General features: G+C 45.9%; 18 protein-coding genes, 3 tRNA genes and 2 pseudogenes. 13 read left to right on the top strand and 10 right to left on the bottom strand.

The window, feature by feature from the left end:
* Positions 1-33: 33 nt before the first annotated feature.
* Together EA14781_RS16585 and drpB are read right to left on the bottom strand one after the other, a co-directional pair.
* The gene (locus EA14781_RS16585) at positions 34-729 is read right to left on the bottom strand and encodes a phosphohydrolase (protein ID WP_000363073.1); all 696 of its coding nucleotides are present in this window, start codon (positions 727-729) and stop codon (positions 34-36) included.
* 39 nt (positions 730-768) lie between these two features.
* Positions 769-1050 carry a cell division protein DrpB gene (gene drpB / locus EA14781_RS16580; protein ID WP_010342205.1) on the bottom strand — a complete coding sequence of 94 codons (282 nt, stop codon included), beginning with the start codon at positions 1048-1050 and terminating at the stop codon, positions 769-771.
* 642 nt (positions 1051-1692) lie between these two features.
* Here drpB and ompC point away from each other — a divergent pair.
* Both ompC and hchA read left to right on the top strand, forming a co-directional pair.
* Complete coding sequence (gene ompC, locus EA14781_RS16570; protein ID WP_000824415.1) at positions 1693-2880, top strand: porin OmpC; 1188 nt, start codon at positions 1693-1695, stop codon at positions 2878-2880.
* Positions 2881-3396: 516 nt separating this feature from the next.
* Complete coding sequence (hchA, locus tag EA14781_RS16565; protein ID WP_000218231.1) at positions 3397-4248, top strand: glyoxalase III HchA; 852 nt, start codon at positions 3397-3399, stop codon at positions 4246-4248.
* A gap of 114 nt (positions 4249-4362) precedes the next feature.
* Here hchA and EA14781_RS16560 read toward each other — a convergent pair whose 3' ends face one another.
* Both EA14781_RS16560 and hprR read right to left on the bottom strand, forming a co-directional pair.
* Positions 4363-5721 (bottom strand): heavy metal sensor histidine kinase, encoded by a 1359-nt coding sequence (locus tag EA14781_RS16560; protein ID WP_000826803.1) that lies wholly within the window; start codon positions 5719-5721, stop codon positions 4363-4365.
* The gene (gene hprR / locus EA14781_RS16555; protein WP_000698220.1) at positions 5721-6392 is read right to left on the bottom strand and encodes a response regulator transcription factor HprR; all 672 of its coding nucleotides are present in this window, start codon (positions 6390-6392) and stop codon (positions 5721-5723) included. The genes EA14781_RS16560 and hprR overlap by 1 nt, the downstream gene beginning before the upstream one ends.
* A 131-nt stretch (positions 6393-6523) precedes the next feature.
* Between hprR and hiuH the strand changes: the two genes are divergently transcribed.
* The 4 genes from hiuH to zinT all read left to right on the top strand — a co-directional run bounded on the left by hiuH (position 6524) and on the right by zinT (position 9465).
* Positions 6524-6937, top strand: a complete 414-nt coding sequence (gene hiuH / locus EA14781_RS16550; RefSeq protein ID WP_000920114.1) for a hydroxyisourate hydrolase — start codon at positions 6524-6526, stop codon at positions 6935-6937.
* A gap of 108 nt (positions 6938-7045) precedes the next feature.
* Positions 7046-8050 (top strand): protein-methionine-sulfoxide reductase catalytic subunit MsrP, encoded by a 1005-nt coding sequence (gene msrP / locus EA14781_RS16545; RefSeq protein ID WP_000794431.1) that lies wholly within the window; start codon positions 7046-7048, stop codon positions 8048-8050.
* Positions 8051-8686, top strand: coding sequence for a protein-methionine-sulfoxide reductase heme-binding subunit MsrQ (msrQ, locus tag EA14781_RS16540; RefSeq protein WP_001240065.1), 636 nt, complete (start codon positions 8051-8053; stop codon positions 8684-8686). It begins immediately after the preceding gene.
* A gap of 128 nt (positions 8687-8814) precedes the next feature.
* A complete protein-coding gene (zinT, locus tag EA14781_RS16535; protein WP_000235603.1) occupies positions 8815-9465 on the top strand; it encodes a metal-binding protein ZinT in 651 nt (216 codons plus the stop codon).
* Positions 9466-10029: 564 nt separating this feature from the next.
* Here zinT and EA14781_RS16530 read toward each other — a convergent pair.
* Positions 10030-10119: transfer RNA gene (locus EA14781_RS16530), tRNA-Ser, on the bottom strand.
* Between the two features lie 93 nt (positions 10120-10212).
* Between EA14781_RS16530 and mtfA the strand changes: the two genes are divergently transcribed.
* Both mtfA and EA14781_RS16520 read left to right on the top strand, forming a co-directional pair.
* Positions 10213-11010 (top strand): DgsA anti-repressor MtfA, encoded by a 798-nt coding sequence (gene mtfA, locus EA14781_RS16525; RefSeq protein ID WP_024164818.1) that lies wholly within the window; start codon positions 10213-10215, stop codon positions 11008-11010.
* A 100-nt stretch (positions 11011-11110) separates the two neighbouring features.
* A tRNA-Asn gene (locus EA14781_RS16520) sits at positions 11111-11186 on the top strand.
* A gap of 39 nt (positions 11187-11225) precedes the next feature.
* Here EA14781_RS16520 and cbl read toward each other — a convergent pair.
* Positions 11226-12176 carry an HTH-type transcriptional regulator Cbl gene (gene cbl / locus EA14781_RS16515; protein ID WP_001010983.1) on the bottom strand — a complete coding sequence of 317 codons (951 nt, stop codon included), beginning with the start codon at positions 12174-12176 and terminating at the stop codon, positions 11226-11228.
* Between the two features lie 69 nt (positions 12177-12245).
* Positions 12246-12728 (bottom strand): annotated as a pseudogene (locus EA14781_RS16510) (LysR family transcriptional regulator); the annotation flags it as partial.
* 324 nt (positions 12729-13052) lie between these two features.
* Between EA14781_RS16510 and EA14781_RS16505 the strand changes: the two are divergent.
* The 3 genes and pseudogenes from EA14781_RS16505 to EA14781_RS16495 all read left to right on the top strand — a co-directional run bounded on the left by EA14781_RS16505 (position 13053) and on the right by EA14781_RS16495 (position 15564).
* Positions 13053-13128, top strand: a tRNA-Asn gene (locus EA14781_RS16505).
* 161 nt (positions 13129-13289) lie between these two features.
* A pseudogene (locus EA14781_RS16500) lies at positions 13290-14539 on the top strand (tyrosine-type recombinase/integrase).
* Positions 14540-15276: 737 nt separating this feature from the next.
* Positions 15277-15564, top strand: a complete 288-nt coding sequence (locus tag EA14781_RS16495) for a hypothetical protein (protein ID WP_001251695.1) — start codon at positions 15277-15279, stop codon at positions 15562-15564.
* Positions 15565-15659: 95 nt separating this feature from the next.
* On the opposite strand, the gene EA14781_RS16490 is transcribed toward EA14781_RS16495, so the two are convergent.
* Positions 15660-16544, bottom strand: a complete 885-nt coding sequence (locus tag EA14781_RS16490; RefSeq protein ID WP_000041049.1) for an integrase domain-containing protein — start codon at positions 16542-16544, stop codon at positions 15660-15662.
* Between the two features lie 774 nt (positions 16545-17318).
* Entirely contained in the window at positions 17319-17591 is a 273-nt protein-coding gene (locus EA14781_RS16485) for a HigA family addiction module antitoxin (RefSeq protein WP_000550942.1), read from the bottom strand.
* Between EA14781_RS16485 and EA14781_RS25790 the strand changes: the two genes are divergently transcribed.
* Positions 17584-17757: a hypothetical protein gene (locus EA14781_RS25790; RefSeq protein WP_002462351.1), complete on the top strand. Its 174-nt coding sequence runs from the start codon at positions 17584-17586 to the stop codon at positions 17755-17757. The genes EA14781_RS16485 and EA14781_RS25790 overlap by 8 nt on opposite strands.
* Positions 17758-17791: 34 nt before the next feature.
* Here the strand turns inward: EA14781_RS25790 and EA14781_RS16480 are convergent, their stop codons facing one another.
* Complete coding sequence (locus EA14781_RS16480) at positions 17792-18262, bottom strand: hypothetical protein (RefSeq protein WP_000201182.1); 471 nt, start codon at positions 18260-18262, stop codon at positions 17792-17794.
* A gap of 14 nt (positions 18263-18276) precedes the next feature.
* Between EA14781_RS16480 and EA14781_RS25785 the strand changes: the two genes are divergently transcribed.
* Positions 18277-18411, top strand: coding sequence for a hypothetical protein (locus EA14781_RS25785; RefSeq protein WP_256204652.1), 135 nt, complete (start codon positions 18277-18279; stop codon positions 18409-18411).
* Positions 18412-18554: the final 143 nt, after the last annotated feature.

Below are 18554 nucleotides of genomic sequence, written 5' to 3'. Positions count from 1 at the left end.
CACCCATATTTACATCGGTTTAGGGGCCACGGGTCAGTCTGCCGGAGAAAACGCACGAATCACGTCGTGGTCTATCTTCTCATATTCACCTGACAACTCCGCGCTTAACCTGGCCATAAACTCAACCAAAAAACGGGCGTTATGCTGCGCCAGCATTTTGCCTTTTGCCGTTTGCATCGTCAGCGGTAATTTCAACAGCTTGGTCTGGAAATGATCCAGCGCATAGCGTTTATCGTCGAGCGAACGATACTGCGCAAATGGATCTTCGCCATCAAACAGTTCCACGCCCAACGAACCAGAAACCGCAAACACCCGCGCCAGACCTATTGCGCCTAAGGCTTCCAGCCTGTCCGCATCCTGGACAATTTTGGCTTCCGCCGTTAAAGGCGCGATTTGTGCGCTGAAACTGTGCGCAGCAATAGCATGGCAAACGGCATCTATTTTCTCTGGCGGAAAATCGGCAAACTCATCACGCAGGATGCGACGCGTCTCCTCTGACGCCAGTATTGAGGAACGTTGACGCTGCGGATGATTTTTCGCCAGACTGACGATGTCATGAAAATAACACGCCGTTAAAATCACCAGCATATCTACAACTTCATCAGACGCCAGTTTCTGTGCCGTTGCCCAGACGCGGCGAAAATGACACAGATCGTGGGCGGCATCCTGGTGTTGATGATGGCGTTTCAACCAGGTTTCAAATTGTGTCTGCCAGTGATGTAAGTCCATATGCGCCCCGTTACAAATGAATCACAACCTTAGCAGTTTTTATTCATAGCGTCTGCTACGTACAGGCCGCGGGCGGGTATACCAGGCAATGCCGCCTAATAACGCCCCAACCAGGGCCATAAATAAAAAGCCCACTAACGCACCTAACAACTTCCCCGCAGTAGAGCCTAAATCACTTTCAAACCCCGAAACGGGCGCATCCGGGATTCGGCTCATCACCCAAACGTAACGTGCCATTGCCCAGACGAAATAGCCGCACCATGTATAGAAAGCCCATAAAGCCAGTTTGCCCCCAGGGCTACGAGAGAGTCTCTCTTCCATCGTTGTCGAAACGCGCTCCATTTGAGATACCCAAAATCACTCTTAGCTATTTTATGTGACAAATGTCACATTTTTCCATATCGGATGAGTCAGTCAAGTCTTACTCATTTTTTGAACAAATATATTATTCTTACCTGGGAGCAATAATTGCTGAAAAAACAAATGCGAGAGCATTTTCTTCATGGCTGAGATAAATTAATTTATTCTTCCATTGAATATATTCGCATTGAATACGATTATCTCTTTTTTGTTTTCTGTGTCATGATACTTACGTTATTAGCCTTTTATCGTCTTATTTCATTTTTTGGCCGGCATGATGCCGGCTTTTTTTATGCTTTTATTAATGTGCGCCAGATCACATCTGGTCTTCATTGCAAATAACATTGACATGGCCTATCAATTCAAGAAAACAATAACACACTGATATAATTATATAATCACGCTGAATAATTGTATCTATAACCTATACGCGTGAATTATATTAAATAAAATAGAAACATTTTGAAATCTTTTAAATACATTTGTTACATGTAATCTTTAAAATAAAATGAACTTCATAGAATAGTATCCAAATGTGCTTTTTATTGGATAACGGCACTTATTGATATATTCATGAAGATTATAATCACAAGGGAATACATAATGAAAAGAAAAGTTCTGGCAATGCTGGTCCCGGCGTTATTAGTTGCTGGCGCAGCAAATGCGGCTGAAGTCTATAATAAAGATGGTAATAAACTGGATTTGTACGGAAAAGTAGATGGTCTGCACTACTTCTCTGATGATTCTGGTAGCGATGGCGACATGTCATATGCTCGTATTGGTTTCAAAGGCGAAACCCAAATCGCTGACCAGTTTACGGGTTACGGTCAGTGGGAATTCAACATTGGTGCAAACGGCCCTGAAAGTGATAAGGGCAATACTGCTACTCGTCTCGCATTTGCGGGTTTAGGTTTTGGTCAGAACGGTACCTTCGACTATGGTCGTAACTACGGTGTCGTTTATGACGTTGAAGCCTGGACCGATATGCTGCCAGAATTTGGTGGTGATACCTACGCTGGCGCCGACAATTTCATGAATGGTCGTGCTAACAACGTTGCTACCTATCGTAACAATGGTTTCTTTGGTCAGGTTGATGGTCTGAACTTCGCTCTGCAATATCAGGGTAACAATGAAAGCAGTGGTCCATTCGGCCAGGAAGGTTCTGGTAATGGTAAAGGACGTGGCATTACCAAAGAAAATGGCGACGGCTTCGGTATGTCCACTTCCTACGACTTTGACTTCGGTTTAAGTCTGGGTGCAGCTTATTCTAACTCAGACCGTACCGATAGGCAGGTCCATAAAGGTACCCATAATACTCGTGATGGCGACCGCTTCGATGCAACTGCTGGCGGTGAAACGGCTGAAGCATGGACCGTTGGTGCTAAATACGACGCTAATAACGTTTACTTAGCAACCATGTATGCTGAAACTCGTAACATGACTGGTTACGGTGATGCTGATGCTATTGCTAACAAAACTCAGAACTTTGAAGTTGTTGCACAGTACCAGTTCGACTTTGGTCTGCGCCCGTCCATCGCTTACCTGCAATCTAAAGGTAAGGATTTAGGCGGTGTAAGTAGTGATAACTACGATAGCAAGGGTAATCATCATTACGCCAACAAAAGTCTGGTTAAATACGTTGATATTGGCGCTACCTACTACTTCAACAAAAATATGTCCACCTATGTTGATTACAAAATCAACCTGCTGGACAACGACGATAATTTCTACAAAGAAAACGGCATCGCTACCGATGATATCGTAGCTGTAGGTTTAGTTTACCAGTTCTAATCAGCTAACGCGTTGCTAAACACGTTAATGAAAATTGTAATATGGCCTGGGTTCGTTTCTCATCGAACTCAGGCTTTTTTATCATCTCCAAATACCCAGCAATAGCAGCATTATTTTCTTAACGTACAATATCCACCACAACCGGAGAAATTATGAACTTAACGGGTTTCATACCCAAAGAAAACGTGTGCCATGATTCTCCCCATTTTTCCCCTTCTACTGCACCTCAATGCATCACATATCACAATTGAAGATTGCGCCACCGAAGAGTCAATCTCATCTTTTCTGAAAAATGAACTAAAATAAGCTGATACTACCTGAGATTATTTAATCTCGATAAGGAAAAATCAGTGTGTTCAATATTCATCATCAGTGCAACATCATCATTACATATTCACTGCCCTTACCTACCGCTTTCGATATATTGACTCCATTTTCCTTTCTGGTTAAAGATAGCGACCAGCTCAGTCGCGAATATAGTGACGAACTTACCAAAGTAACAATAAGGAATACACTATGACTGTTCAAACAAGTAAAAATCCACAGGTTGATATTGCTGAAGATAATGCATTCTTTCCTTCAGAATATTCGCTCAGCCAATATACCAGCCCAGTTTCTGATCTCGATGGCGTTGACTATCCAAAACCGTATAGCGGTAAGCACAAAATTCTGGTGATCGCCGCTGATGAACGCTATTTGCCGACTGATAACGGCAAACTCTTCTCAACGGGCAATCATCCGATTGAAACGTTGCTGCCGTTATATCATCTACATGCGGCGGGTTTCGAATTCGAAGTTGCGACCATTTCCGGCCTGATGACGAAGTTTGAATATTGGGCTATGCCGCACAAAGATGAAAAAGTGATGCCATTTTTTGAGCAACACAAATCTTTGTTCCGCAATCCGAAGAAATTAGCGGATGTTGTCGCCAGCCTGAACGCAGACAGCGAATATGCAGCGATCTTTGTTCCCGGTGGTCATGGTGCACTCATCGGTTTGCCAGAAAGTGAAGACGTAGCCGCCGCTCTGCAGTGGGCTATCGAAAATGATCGTTTTGTTATCTCCCTTTGCCATGGTCCGGCAGCTTTTCTGGCGCTTCGCCAGGGCGATAACCCACTGAACGGTTATTCCATTTGTGCATTCCCGGACGCTGCAGACAAACAAACGCCAGAAATTGGCTATATGCCAGGCCATCTGACCTGGTACTTCGGTGAAGAACTGAAGAAAATGGGAATGAACATCGTCAATGATGATATCACCGGACGGGTTCATAAAGACCGTAAACTTCTGACTGGCGACAGTCCTTTCGCAGCGAATGCGTTAGGTAAACTGGCTGCCCAGGAAATGTTGGCGGTTTACGCGGACTAATGCCCGTTACGTGTTAATTTAAGCGAATAATTAACCGCAGCACGTTAACGTTCAGAGCGTGACTGCGGTTTCATTTTAACTTCATATTTAGATATGAATAATGCTTGCCATAAGTTATTTTCTTTGCGGTAAAATAATTCGGAACACATTGTTGTTATTTATATAATGGTACGTAGCACTTCCGCCATGCAATTCAGCAATCGCTTTGACTAAAGATAGCCCAAGTCCATGACCTACGGAATGGCGCGAATTATCACCTCGCCAGAATCTGCGGAAGAGTTTTTCTGGTTCATTAATTCTGGCTCCATGGCTGGCGATATCAATATTGAGATAGCTATTTTCATCAAGAAAGCTTGCTATATAAATAAGTGATTTTTCTGGTGAATATCGAATAGCATTAACAATAAGATTCGATAACATTCGTTGTAGCAAAATTTTATCAGCATATATTTGCCGATCACAGTCAATCTTAAAATGAATATCTTTCTCGTCAGAAAGATACTCAAGATAATCGATTAGATTTTCAACTTCTCTTTTAAGAGAAAGTAATTCAAAATTAATCAAGACATTACTTTTCTGTGCCCTTGCCAGAAATAATATATTCTCTGTTAATCTGGAGATGTTTTCTAATTCCTCAATATTTCCGGCAATTGTTTTTTGGTATTCAGAAAGACTTCTCGTTTGACTGAGCGTTACCTGATTCTGACCAAGTAATGCATTAATTGGCGTTCTAAGTTCATGAGCAAGATCGTCAGCAAATTGGCTAAGTCGTTCAAAATCTTTTACTAACGCCTGATGCATCTTATTCAGCGCTTGCCCAAGAGGCTTAAGTTCACCAGGTAATGAACTGGTCTCAACAGGTTCACTGATATCGTTATAATTCATGTTTTCAGTTACACCGCACAACTTTTTTATGTCCCGCAATCCCGTTTTAATTAAAATCGGACTCAACACCGAACACAAGATAATGGTGACAACACAAATTATAATGCTGTTAATTTTATATTGTTCAAGCATGTTATGTCGTGCTGAGGCCAATTTAGCCACAGTAACCGTTAATGATGGCGTAACCTCATCAATATTAATTCGTAATGCATCTATCTCTGTATCGTTGATAATACTTCGATAAATACCAGCAATACTTATCGTCTCAGAAGCAGGTATGTTATTTAACATATCATTGTTAACATTTGTACGGTTAACTATTTTATTGATACCAGTACCATGGATGATCAATATATCCTGGCTAACATCCATCATCCGGTTAAAGTACACGGGCAATGTATCAGGATTTACGCCATCAATTAACAATTGCTTGATCTGCGCAGTCCGGTTAATCAATGTAGTATCGTCTCTCCATTTCAACTCACTCGCCAGACCGCTATAGAGGGTCCATACGATCCCAGAGCCAGCAACAGATAGCAATAATATAAAAAGCAAAGTTAAGCGGACTGTTATAGATAATCTTTTCATTATTTTTTTACCGCAACTAATGAATATCCCATCCCTCTGATCGTTGCAATTAACTTTTCATTAAAAGGATCATCAACCTTCGCGCGAAGTCTGCGAATGGCAACATCTACCGTATTGGTATCACTATCGAAATTAATCCCCCAGACTTCACTCGCAATAACTGTTCTGGGTATAATTTCGCCTGCTCTGGATGCCAATAGCCAAAGCAACTGAAACTCCTTACGCGTCAGAGTGATATTTACATTATCCCTGCTCACATTTTGACTTACTGAGTCCATTTTCAATCCACTGATTTCTAATGTTGAATTCAGAGCGTGATGTTGTCTCAATTGCGCCCTGACTCTTGCCAGTAACTCAGAAAATGAAAAAGGTTTCACCAGATAATCATTTGCTCCACTATCCAGTCCTCTGACTCTGTCATCAACAGAATCTCTTGCCGTCAGACAAATAACAGGGGTTTTCTTTGCCGTTCGTAAAGTTTGTAAGATCTGCCAGCCGTCCATTCCCGGGAGCATAATATCAAGAATGATCAGCGCATAATCATCCTTCAACGCAAGATATAACCCGTCCCGACCATCGGAAACAGCATCAATGACATATCCCGCTTCCGATAGCCCTTGTGTTACCCATTCCTGGGTTCTTTGATTATCTTCAATAAGTAGAATTTTCATGAAAATAATATGCCATAAGTCATATGTTATAGAAACCACCTACATCATTACAAAATTGTAATGTTTCTGTAAGGTAACTCCAGAACTTTTTCGTTATCTTCAAAGCTCTTTCACATGACAAGGATATAAAAATGCTAAAACGTTATTTTCTACTATCAGTGGCAACTGCTGCATTTTCATTACCTTCTTTAACCTATGCCGCACAACAGAACATTCTTAGCGTGCATATTTTGAACCAGCAGACAGGAAAACCTGCTGCTGATGTGACTGTCACTCTTGAAAAGAAATCTGAAAATGGCTGGTTACAACTCAATTCAGCCAAAACGGATAACGATGGGCGAATTAAAGCGCTGTGGCCTGAACAGACTGCGGCGACGGGAGATTACCGTGTCGTATTTAAAACAGGAGAATATTTCAAGAAACAAAATCTTGAAAGTTTCTTCCCCGAAATCCCCGTTGAATTTCATATTAATAAAGTTAACGAACATTATCACGTGCCTTTGTTACTCAGCCAATATGGATATTCAACCTATCGTGGAAGTTAATACATAAATATAGAGATGCGGATTTCTGCTACTGTTAGGGAGAACTCTCCCTGACAGATTAACAGAGAAGAGATCCTGCTGGTAAACGACAAAACATTGTGATGGCTTATGAAAAATAATAAATTTCTAAAAGAATCTGATGTTACAGCCGAGTCGGTTTTCTTTATGCAACGTCGGCAGGTGTTAAAAGCACTGGGCATCAGCGCAGCAGCTCTTTCTTTGCCTGCGACAACTCACGCCGATCTGCTTAGCTGGTTTAAAGGGAATGATCGCCCGCCCGCTCCCGCCGGAAAGCCACTGAAGTTCAGTAAACCCGCCACCTGGCAAGTCAGTTTGCCACTAACACCGGAAGATAAAGTTTCCGGCTATAACAACTTCTATGAATTCGGGCTGGATAAAGCCGATCCCGCGGCCAATGCCGGTAGCCTGAAAACCGATCCGTGGACGCTGAAAATTAGCGGCGAAGTAGCCAAACCGTTAACCCTCGACCACGATGATTTAACTCGTCGTTTCCCGCTGGAAGAGCGAATTTACCGTATGCGCTGCGTGGAAGCATGGTCGATGGTAGTGCCGTGGATTGGTTTTCCGCTGCACAAATTGCTGGAACTGGCAGAACCCACCAGCAATGCGAAGTATGTCGCCTTCGAAACGATTTATGCGCCGGAACAGATGCCAGGCCAGCAGGACCGATTTATTGGCGGCGGTTTGAAATATCCTTATATAGAAGGATTGCGTCTCGACGAAGCGATGCATCCGCTCACACTGATGACCGTAGGTGTCTATGGCAAGGCGCTGCCGCCACAAAATGGAGCACCAGTGCGATTGATCGTACCGTGGAAATACGGCTTTAAAGGAATTAAATCAATCGTCAGTATCAAACTCACTCGTGAACGTCCACCAACCACCTGGAATCTGGCTGCACCTAATGAATACGGTTTTTATGCCAACGTTAATCCACATGTCGACCATCCTCGCTGGTCACAGGCTACCGAACGGTTTATTGGTTCAGGCGGCATCCTCGATGTACAGCGCCAGCCTACACTACTGTTTAATGGTTACGCTGATCAGGTGGCATCACTATATCGTGGTCTGAATTTGCGGGAGAATTTCTAAATGCGTCTGACTGCCAAACAGGTTACATGGTTAAAAATTTGCCTACATGCCGCCGGATTTTTGCCGATTGTCTGGCTGATATGGGCAGTCAATCATGGTGGATTAAGTGCCGATCCAGTAAAAGATATTCAGCATTTTACCGGTCTGACTGCACTGAAATTCTTACTTGCGACTTTATTGATCACACCATTGGCGCGCTACGCAAAGCAGCCGTTATTGATACGCACCCGCCGCCTGTTAGGCTTATGGTGCTTTGCCTGGGCGACACTGCACTTAACCAGTTACGCATTACTGGAGCTGGGCGTGGATAATCTGGCATTGTTCGGTCAGGAATTAATCACTCGCCCTTATTTAATGTTGGGGATTATCTGTTGGCTGATTTTGCTCGCTTTAGCGCTCACTTCGCCCCAGGTGATGCAGCGAAAACTGGGCAAACACTGGCAACAGTTGCATAACTTCGTCTATCTTGTCGCGATCCTGGCTCCCATACATTATCTGTGGTCAGTAAAGATTATTTCACCGCAACCGCTCATCTACGCCGGGCTGGCTTTTCTACTTTTAGCCTTACGTTATAGGAGATTATTTTCTCTATTCAACAAGTTACGGAAGATGTTTTACAACAAAGCTGCTATATAATTTATTTTATATCAATAAGATAAATTATATGCCTGAGTAATCTAACCACCGTTTTCTTAAGAGTTGTTGCATTTTGCTTTATGTTACAATATAACATAACAAACCCAACAACTCAGGAGAAAACTGTTTTGGCGACTCGTCTTCATAAACTTGCTATTGCTTTAGGCGTATTTATTGTCAGCAGCCCTGTCTTTTCGCATGACCATCATTCACACGGAACCCCTTTAACAGAGGTCGAGCAAAAAGCGGCTGAAGGTGTTTTTGATGACGCCAATGTGAAAAACAGAACGCTCAGTGACTGGGATGGTGTCTGGCAATCTGTTTATCCTTTATTGCAAAATGGCAAACTTGACCCCGTCTTTCAGAAGAAAGCTGATGCAGATAAAAGCAAAACGGTTGCTGAAATAAAAGATTACTATCATAAAGGCTATGCGACAGACATCGAGATGATTGGTATTGAGGACGGTATTATTGAATTTCATAAAAATAATAAAACGACTTCCTGTAAATATGATTACAATGGATACAAAATACTCACCTATAAATCAGGCAAGAAAGGCGTTCGCTACTTATTTGAATGTAAAGATCCTGAAAGCAAGGCTCCTAAGTACATTCAATTTAGTGATCATATAATTGCACCGCGCAAATCATCTCATTTTCATATTTTCATGGGTAACGATTCACAACAATCTTTATTGAATGAAATGGAAAACTGGCCAACGTATTACCCATATCAGCTGAGTACTGATGAAGTGGTCCATGAAATGATATCTCATTGATTCATATTAACGCTGAGCCCAGATATTAAACAGATCTGGCTCAAAGTATTTTCACGATAATTTCCTCTCAAAATAAAACAGAAGCAAGTGCAGGCACATTCATATTTGTGACGTGCCTGCGTTTTATTATGTAAACAACGTCAAACCAAGAAATAAGATGGATATCAGGTACATAAAATCTGCGATGGCGGCGGAACAGCGCAAAAGCCGTCAGGAACAAGTAATCTGGTATGGTCATATTTATCAAAAGTACAGGCTAATTTAGAGTATTTAAACCTTTTGTTTAGTTCATAGCCTGCTTCCCACAGTATCACAAGCCTCCCACCAGAGGCCTTCCCTACCGGAATCACAGAAGCAATATTTAAAGCAATAACTGGCAGAGAAAACGGCTACGCAACTGCAAGGTTATGCTCGCCCCTTCTGCACAATCCACCAGCTAATCAAGTGCTGGATATCACAGTATCGAACAGAAAACCGTGACGCTCTAAGCCTACAAGAATATTCTACGAGTGTTCTGTTAAGGACAAACAAGACAGGAAGCAATGAGGTAAATCGTTGATAAATTGGCGGAGAGAGAGGGATTTGAACCCTCGGTAGAGTTGCCCCTACTCCGGTTTTCGAGACCGGTCCGTTCAGCCGCTCCGGCATCTCTCCGTCCAGATGGTTGCCATGATGCCAGGAAATTTGGCATTTTAACAGCCCCTGTCCGTGCAATTTTGTTCAAGTGACGAGTTTGCGAGCAAAACGATGATTAAGTGGCCCTGGAAAGTACAAGAAACAGCACATCAAGACGCACGTATCTGGGATGAAGCCCTGGCTATTCCCCTTTTGACGTCTCTGTCTGAGCAGGAGCAAAGCAAATTAGTCCTCCTTGCTGAACGTTTTTTGCAACAAAAACGACTGGTACCTTTACAAGGATTCGAACTTGATACCTTAAAAAGCCATCGGATCGCGCTGCTTTTCTGTCTGCCTATTCTGGAACTGGGTTTTGAGTGGCTTGATGGATTTCACGAAATTTTAATTTATCCCGCGCCATTTGTAGTCGATGATGAGTGGGAAGATGATATAGGGCTTGTACATAGTCAGCGTATCGTTCAGTCGGGGCAAAGCTGGCAGCAAGGTCCAATTGTTCTGAACTGGCTTGATATACAAGACTCTTTCGATGCCTCCGGGTTTAACCTGATTATTCATGAAGTTGCTCATAAGCTAGATATTCGAAATGGTGACCGTGCCAGCGGCGTACCATTTATCCCTTTACGTGAAGTGGCTGGTTGGGAACATGATCTTCATGCTGCGATGGATAATATCCAGGAAGAAATTGATTTAGTTGGAGAAAACGCCTCCAGTATTGACGCCTATGCCGCCAGCGATCCGGCAGAGTGTTTTGCGGTGCTTTCCGAGTACTTCTTTAGCGCCCCGGAATTATTTGCCCCGCGCTTCCCGTTGTTGTGGCAGCGTTTTTGCCAATTTTATCATCAGAATCCTTTGCAAAGGCTGCGCGATGCGAAAGAACGCGACCAACATTCAACATCAAATGTTCATTAATTATCACTTTTGCAGGTTATTTAACCACTTGAAATAGCATACGAAATTTAGTGTTGACAGTCACTGTGACACTAAGTAATATGCGCCTCGTTCACACGATTCCTCTGTAGTTCAGTCGGTAGAACGGCGGACTGTTAATCCGTATGTCACTGGTTCGAGTCCAGTCAGAGGAGCCAAATTCTAAAAAACCTGCTTTTATAGCAGGTTTTTTTGCTTTATATCTGGTAATCAAATTCTATTTCATTACTTTCCATAACCTGTCGCTTAATATCCTCTATTGAAAGTCCAGCGTTACACAGCTCCAGAAAGCACCAGACATAGTTGCGTTGAAGTTGTCCTCGTTTCAGGCCCAGCCAGACTGTGTTGGCATCAAAAAGATGCCGGGTATCAAGTCTGATAAGTGTTCGTTCTTCATGTTCACCGCTGGATTGTTCAGCCACCAGGCCGATCCCTAATCCCAGCGCAACGTAAGTTTTGATAATATCTGAATCTTGTGCACTCAAAACAATATCGGGCAGTAAACCTTTCCTCATAAATGCTTCATCAATACGAGAACGCCCCGTAACTCCCTGCCGATATGTGATTAGCGGCCACTTCGCTATCTCCACCAGTGTTAACGGCACGACATAAGCTAGAGGGTGCTGTGGAGGTACAAGCAAATTATGGTGCCAACAAAACCAGGGAAATGCGGCCAGTTGTGGATCATTGCTCAAACGTTCACTGGCTATTCCAATATCAGCACCGCCATTTTGTAATAATGCTACAATTTCTTGTGGTGTCCCCTGAATCAATTCCAACCGCACTTCGGGGAATAATTCACGAAAAGCTTTAATAACATCCGGCAAACTATAGCGTGCCAGGGTATGTGTGGTAGCAATCGTCAGTACGCCAGCCGTATCATCGGTAAAAAGATCGGCAAGTCGACGGATATTAGTGGCTTCGCTTAATATTCGTTCTGCAATAACTAATAATGCCTTCCCCGGCGCAGTCATACCGAGAAATCGTTTCCCCCGACGAATGAATATTTCAATGCCCAGCTCATCTTCCAGTTCCCGAATATGTCGACTTACCCCTGACTGTGAAGTGTAGAGTATATTGGCAACTTCTGTCAGATTGTAATCCTGACGGGCAGCCTCGCAAATGATTTTTAATTGCTGGAAATTCACAGTTTACTCCGGGCATGTAAGACATTCTGCTATTGTTAAAGTCTGTACCCCGGTAAAACAAATAATAAAAACCAGCATCTTATTCCTTACAGGTATAACGTGTAGCCGATAAGTTGCTACAGCCATATCAAGCTGGCCATCAAAGAGTTTCTCATTGAGCACTACGCGACTATTTTCATGTAAATAACGACATCTGGAAACTCAGCGCGTACGGACTGGTAATAAAGATATACTGATTAGTGAAGCCGCTGTTACTGGAGCAAGGTCAATCGATACCTAACCGCTTAACGTCTGACCAGCATTATTTACCGCCAACCGTGCCAGTTCACACTGCCGTAAAATTGTCCGGGCGTGAGTGTAGAGAATTTTCCCCGCTTCAGTTGGCGTTACGCCGCGTTTGGTGCGAATAAACAGTTGTTGATCCAGTTCACCTTCCAGCGTCGCAATCTGCTGACTAAGTGCAGGCTGCGCAATATGCAATACTTCGGCGGCCTGGGTGAGGCTACCAATATCCACGATTCTCACAAAGTATTTCAAGCGTCTGAAGTTCATCTTGCCTCCGGTTTCTACTATCGACTCCTGTGTCGACCTTATGTAAAACCAGTCTGCAAGATACTTGCCAGTTTAAACCCTATGCTGATAGAAGCCGTAATCATATGTTAAATAAGAGATTATGATTGTTTATACGTTTAGGCTTCTTATTAAGCAAAATGCCTGATGCCCCAACAAGGGACGCCCTGCACCAGAATGAAACATCTGGAAGAATGATCAAAACCCCATCAGCTTGATGAATTTGCCAGCAAACGAACAAACAAATGCATTTCCCCCTTTGACAACGCCGATTAGCGCCGTTAATATGCGCCCCGTTCACACGATTCCTCTGTAGTTCAGTCGGTAGAACGGCGGACTGTTAATCCGTATGTCACTGGTTCGAGTCCAGTCAGAGGAGCCAAATTCAAGTTTTCATGCTTATCTGTATGTCTCTATATATTTACGATTCAGTAAGTTAGCGTGAAAATCCTTCCCGGTGTGTATCTGGTTTTCTCTCCGCATTGAGATAATTTTGTGGTCAGATCTGGAGTCAGTTTGGTTCGATTCTGGAGTGCCCCACAAATATATTTAAACAATTCTAAAATCCGCAAATTAAAACCTTCTTCCCGTCCGGTAGAGCTCTCCGATTCTCACGGTCTGTATCTGCTCGTCAATCCGGGCGGTTCGCATATCTGGTATATCAAATATCGTTTCAGTGGTAAAGAGTCCCGCGTCAGTCTGGGTGCATATCCGCTGGTTTCGCTTGCTGAAGCGAGACAACTGCGTGACGATATCCGCAAGCTACTGACGCAGAATATCAATCCCGCCCAACAACGCATGGATGAAAAAGCCGCAGCTTCACCGGAAAAGTGTTTTAAAGCTGTAGCGCTTGCGTGGCACAAAACCAACAAAAAGTGGTCGCCTGATTATGCAGAGCGCATTCTCGCCAGCATGAATAACCATATATTTCCGGCGATTGGTCATCTGCCCGTTACCACGCTGAAAACGCAGCATTTCACTGCGTTACTTAGGATTATTGAGGATAAAGGCTTTCTGGAAGTCGCATCCCGTTCCCGGCAGCAACTCTGCAACATCATGCGTTACGCCGTACAGCAGGGATTCACCGAAAACAATCCGGCGCAACATCTGGAAGGTGTCACCGCGCCACCGGTTAAGAATCACTATCCCGCCCTGCCACTGGAGCAGTTGCCCGAATTGTTTGAGCGCATTGGCGACTATCAGCAGGGACGACAGCTTACGAGGCTGGCGGTGGTGTTGACTCTCCATCTGTTTATCCGTTCCAGCGAGCTGCGCTTTGCCCGCTGGGGTGAGATAGATTTCAGAAACAAAATCTGGACCATCCCCGCCACACGGGAAACAATTGAGAAAGTCCGTTTCTCCGGTCGTGGCGCAAAAATGCGTACTCCACACATTGTGCCACTTTCCCGACAGGCTATTGCCATTCTGAAGCAGATACAGGAAATTTCCGGCCATCTGGAACTGGTGTTCCCCGGCGACCATAACCCGTATAAGCCGATGAGCGAAAACACCGTCAACCGGGCGCTGCGTCTGATGGGCTATGATACCAAAACCGATGTCTGCAGACATGGCTTCCGGGCAATGGCCTGTAGCGTGAACTCTGGTCACGGGATGCCGTGGAGCGGCAGATGAGCCATCAGGAGCGCAACAGCGTTCGGGCGGCGTATGTGCATAAAGCGGAACATCTGGAAGCACGCAGGGCCATGATGCAGTGGTGGTCGGATTATCTGGACGCCTGCCGCGAGGGGTACGTTGCGCCCAATATTTATTCGCGGCAGCATAAGGCGGCCTGAGCCAGAAATAGCGTAATTTATTAAAAATGGAAAAGCAGATCCTGATTGACCGGGATCTGCTTTTTTGTATTGAGAGGTATTGTCGCTGTTTTTGTTTTTATTCATCGGGAAGTACCCAAAATTATTCACCAGTGAATAATTTTGGGTGAAAACCAATCAATAAATCATATATCAATAGGTAAATACCGAAAATTATTCCAGTAGAATATTTTTAGGCAATTGCCTGTTAATAATCTATATTTTCACAGGATAATCAATTAAGACCCCAAAATATCTGCACCATATCCTGCTCAGAAAATATATTCTGAAACCAGTCATTACTGCACCAGATACGCAGAGACAAAAGCTCCTGCACCAGTTCTGGATATCCAGGTATCTGCACCGGCATCCCGCCTCATGGTACATTCAGAACTGCGCCAGTTTCTGGCCCTTTGGTTTGCGGCCCTTTCCGGTCAGGCGCTGTTACCCTTACAGGCCTTTACCATTATGCCCCTTTCCCTTTCTGGCGCAATCAATTTATCCTGAATTATTCCTCCGGCAGTCTGCACCAGAAAATAATGTATGAGGCAACATAAGACACTGGGATATTTATTAATAATTCAGAGAGACTGAAAGCCATTAACAGAAAACGGCCTTTCCTGACTGACATGCACACCAGAATATTTTTCGTTACGCAGTAACGTCACTGCACCAGATATGTTATCGTTACTGCGTAACGAATAACCGGAGAACAGACAATGGCAATGAGTAACGCAGAGCGCCAGGCCAGATACCGTCGCCACGCCCGGAAACGTACTGAAAATTACACGGCGCGGCTGAACATGGAGATCCTGTTTGAGGCAAAGATGGCCCTGAAACGCCTGTCATTACACAATAATCTGTCACAGCGGGAGGTGCTGGAACAGATTATTATCCGGACTGATGAAGTCCTGCGCCAGTCACTGAACGACCAGGAGCATGATCGGTATCTGGCTCTGACACTGCAACCATTACGCAGCAGGAGGAAAAATAACGTTACGCAGTAACGATGTTACCCGGTTCCGTATTCCCTGGTGATTGCACCAGGAATACCGTCATCGTTACGCAGTAACGTACTATTTTGCGCAATTCATGAAATCCGTTATTCCTCCTTCCAGCGATAGCCGTACACCTGCTTCACCCAGCGACCACGACCGTCGCCGTGACCCAGATCCGTCGCCGTCAGCGCCAGCGATTCTTTTTCGCTGAATCCCTGCGCCAGATAATGGCGGATCGCGTCCTGCGCCCACGCATAACGCAGCGAGTGCGGGGAAAATTCCCCCTTCAGCCTCGCCTTAATGGCCTGTTTGTGCCAGTGATCCAGCGCCGTTTTGAGGTCGGGCCTGTCGATCAGCCTGCCATTACGCTGTCTGGCGACAGGTAAGGCGTTTTCCAGCGCCTTTCTGACTGCGCCAGCATCCAGGATCGTCGTATAACGCGGACGCCCGCCTTTGGTGCCGAACACCACTTTCAGCCGGGTTTCGCCGCGGGAAATGGCTTTCAGCCACGTTTTCAGCGACTGTGAACTCTGTACCGCTTCCTGCGAACGTAGCCCCATCAGCCGCGCGCTCTCCACCACCGCCGCCAGCCCTGCATCCTGCGCGCGGGCGTTCTTCATCACCTGCTGGTAATGCTCCGGCGTAATGGCGCGGCGCGTGCCGTTACGTGAAGCACCCGACAGCCCCAGCGCCCTGTTGGTCAGACGTGAATGCTCCACCACCAGCCCGCGACCCGCCAGTCTCAGCACGGATCGCAGCGCCGCCATTTCGTTTTGCAGCGTACGCAGACCGATATCCTGCTCCAGTCGCGCCTGAATGTAGCATTCGATATGACGAACTTTGATCTGCTCCACCCGCTGGATCTGAATGTTCAGTTCGCGTAAATGCTGACTGAACCGCTTCGTGGCATGGATACGGTCATTCGCCGTTTTGAAGCTGCCGCCCGCTTTCTTCGCCAGCGCCTTCATTTCACTGCTTAATTTACTCATGAATCCCCCTGCAACAAAAAAAACCGTCTCCGGCGTGTGCTTTTTGGCTGCGCCAGAACGATACCTTCACGCCGGAGTGGCAGTCTGTTGAGGTTTAGGGAGTTTCAGACTGTACGCGGTAAGACTGCCTGACAAAGCAGGAAATTCTCCGGGGCGTCGCGCCCCCCTCGGTATCGATCTTTTTCTCCTTTTACTCTGAACTGACAGCGGCCCGAAAGGGCATGTCAGACGGCGGAAATATGGCTCAGGCCAGAACTGGCGCGGCTTGCGGCGGTGTGTTGTGCGGCGTCACTTTGCTTTTTCGCTGACGCAATCAAAGTGACGCCTCGTCTGGTGCAGGGGGTAAACGTTGCGTTTCTGGTGCAGATTAACGGTCACGCGGCAGCAAAGCCTGGCGGCAATGCACGCCGCAGCCCATCATGTAAAGGACGCTGTAAGTCAGCAAGATATGGGGCAGCCGGGGAGATCCGGCAAAGAGAATTTTGCAGCCAGTGAAGGCCGTTGCGGTAAAGCGATGACGGTGAAACCGTCCGGTGTGTATGTACTTAGCCTCAAACGCAGGAAACCCTGCGTTCCGGTATTGCGGAGGTCGTACCGGTAGTAAGGGCTGGTCATCCTGATAAATCAGGGGCTTCTTGCAGACCGTGAAGCCAAAGGGTGCCCGAAGGCGACATGCAGGAGGGAGATTACACCGTTATTTCTGGCGCAGAAAGGGGAAACTGGTTTTCCCCCCCCTGATTTTATTGTGGACATTGTGAATGTGATAATGCCGCGCTAATCGTGCAGTGGCCGGATAACGGATAGTGGTTTTTGCGACGCCTGCCAGAGATCGTATTCAGACTGCATCCCTGTCCACAGTTCAGCGCAGGTATTCAGCAGCGCCGCCAGACGCAGTGCCATATCAGCCGTTACCGGCGCATGACCATTGAGGATGCGGGATAACCGGGAGCGCGACATCTGAAGCCGGGAAGCGGCCTGCGTGACGCTCACGCCGTCCAGATAATCACGAAGGACGTTGCCCGGATGAGGCTGATTAAACATGTGCATAGCAACGACTCCGGTTGTGACCGTTATCAACAGCGGAATTGTATTCTGCCGCGCTTCGCCTGTCTTCTCCCGCCTTTCCGACAGCCAGGGCTGGCAGAAAGCCGGGAGAGTCGGTTTTACTACTCAGACTTACGGTAGCGCGAAGGCCGGATTTGCTCCGGCGTAACATCCGATACCGGCGGGATACCAGTCCTGTTGCCTCATACGGTGACTTCATCAATAAATTTCACGCCATCAGCGGTACGCAGCCAGCGCGGGGCTTTCAGCCCTTCCGTCAGATACCAGACCAGTTCACATAACAGCCCGGTCAGGGTCTGTTCTGTTTTCGGCTCTGCCGTACGCGCCATCAGAAGCTGAAGCAATGCAAGACTGTATTCGCACAGCAAGTCCGGTTCAGGATCAAAGTGATGTGGTGTGACAGGAGGAACATCCACAGTCAGGCTTTCGATAAGATGAGGCGGGATGGGATCATTCAGCGTGGGTTGCAGCAGCGCCAGGCAGGCGCGAAGTCGCCCGCAGAATGCCAGCCGCAGCACGGGGTCGTTGGTTTCTATCAGGGTTTCGGCAAAACAGGCGCAGTAGTCAGCCAGAACGGTGAAATCTGTAGTAGTGCTGAAGGGAACGGATAATAGATCGAGTAAATCGCAGTCAGGGGTGAGGATTGTAGCCATAGGGCAACCCTCCAGTGAGTAACGAATTATTTCCATCACTGGAAATGCTAATTTCACGGGTGGTGGAACCGGACGGAGTTAGCATTACCGGCCTCACTGACACCGGCGCGTCTTGCGACGCCACCGCCCGGCCCACCATTGAGATGTAGCCGTGCAAACGACACAAAAAAAGCGCAGACGCGCCATTGTGTCGTCAGTGAAGTTAGTCAGGATGCTAAGCCCGACGCCTGATTTTGCAGGCGCGGGAGAAGGATACTGCGATTGGTCATGTGCGGCAAGGGGCTGTATGGGT

This window comes from Escherichia albertii NBRC 107761 = DSM 17582, from assembly GCF_000759775.1.
Classification (GTDB): domain Bacteria; phylum Pseudomonadota; class Gammaproteobacteria; order Enterobacterales; family Enterobacteriaceae; genus Escherichia; species Escherichia albertii.
This window is presented reverse-complemented; position numbering and strand designations above follow the sequence as displayed.

What these genes read in the sequence shown, in the direction of transcription:
- ompC (WP_000824415.1), top strand. Translation starts at nt 1,693, where the DNA reads ATGAAAAGAAAAGTTCTGGCAATGCTGGTCCCGGCGTTATTAGTTGCT.
- hchA (WP_000218231.1), top strand. Translation starts at nt 3,397, where the DNA reads ATGACTGTTCAAACAAGTAAAAATCCACAGGTTGATATTGCTGAAGAT.
- EA14781_RS25790 (WP_002462351.1), top strand. Translation starts at nt 17,584, where the DNA reads ATGTGCATAGCAACGACTCCGGTTGTGACCGTTATCAACAGCGGAATT.
- mtfA (WP_024164818.1), top strand. Translation starts at nt 10,213, where the DNA reads ATGATTAAGTGGCCCTGGAAAGTACAAGAAACAGCACATCAAGACGCA.
- drpB (WP_010342205.1), bottom strand. Translation starts at nt 1,050, where the DNA reads ATGGAAGAGAGACTCTCTCGTAGCCCTGGGGGCAAACTGGCTTTATGG.
- EA14781_RS16490 (WP_000041049.1), bottom strand. Translation starts at nt 16,544, where the DNA reads ATGAGTAAATTAAGCAGTGAAATGAAGGCGCTGGCGAAGAAAGCGGGC.
- EA14781_RS16480 (WP_000201182.1), bottom strand. Translation starts at nt 18,262, where the DNA reads ATGGCTACAATCCTCACCCCTGACTGCGATTTACTCGATCTATTATCC.
- EA14781_RS16585 (WP_000363073.1), bottom strand. Translation starts at nt 729, where the DNA reads ATGGACTTACATCACTGGCAGACACAATTTGAAACCTGGTTGAAACGC.
- msrP (WP_000794431.1), top strand. Translation starts at nt 7,046, where the DNA reads ATGAAAAATAATAAATTTCTAAAAGAATCTGATGTTACAGCCGAGTCG.
- hprR (WP_000698220.1), bottom strand. Translation starts at nt 6,392, where the DNA reads ATGAAAATTCTACTTATTGAAGATAATCAAAGAACCCAGGAATGGGTA.
- hiuH (WP_000920114.1), top strand. Translation starts at nt 6,524, where the DNA reads ATGCTAAAACGTTATTTTCTACTATCAGTGGCAACTGCTGCATTTTCA.
- msrQ (WP_001240065.1), top strand. Translation starts at nt 8,051, where the DNA reads ATGCGTCTGACTGCCAAACAGGTTACATGGTTAAAAATTTGCCTACAT.
- EA14781_RS16560 (WP_000826803.1), bottom strand. Translation starts at nt 5,721, where the DNA reads ATGAAAAGATTATCTATAACAGTCCGCTTAACTTTGCTTTTTATATTA.
- EA14781_RS16485 (WP_000550942.1), bottom strand. Translation starts at nt 17,591, where the DNA reads ATGCACATGTTTAATCAGCCTCATCCGGGCAACGTCCTTCGTGATTAT.
- EA14781_RS16495 (WP_001251695.1), top strand. Translation starts at nt 15,277, where the DNA reads ATGGCAATGAGTAACGCAGAGCGCCAGGCCAGATACCGTCGCCACGCC.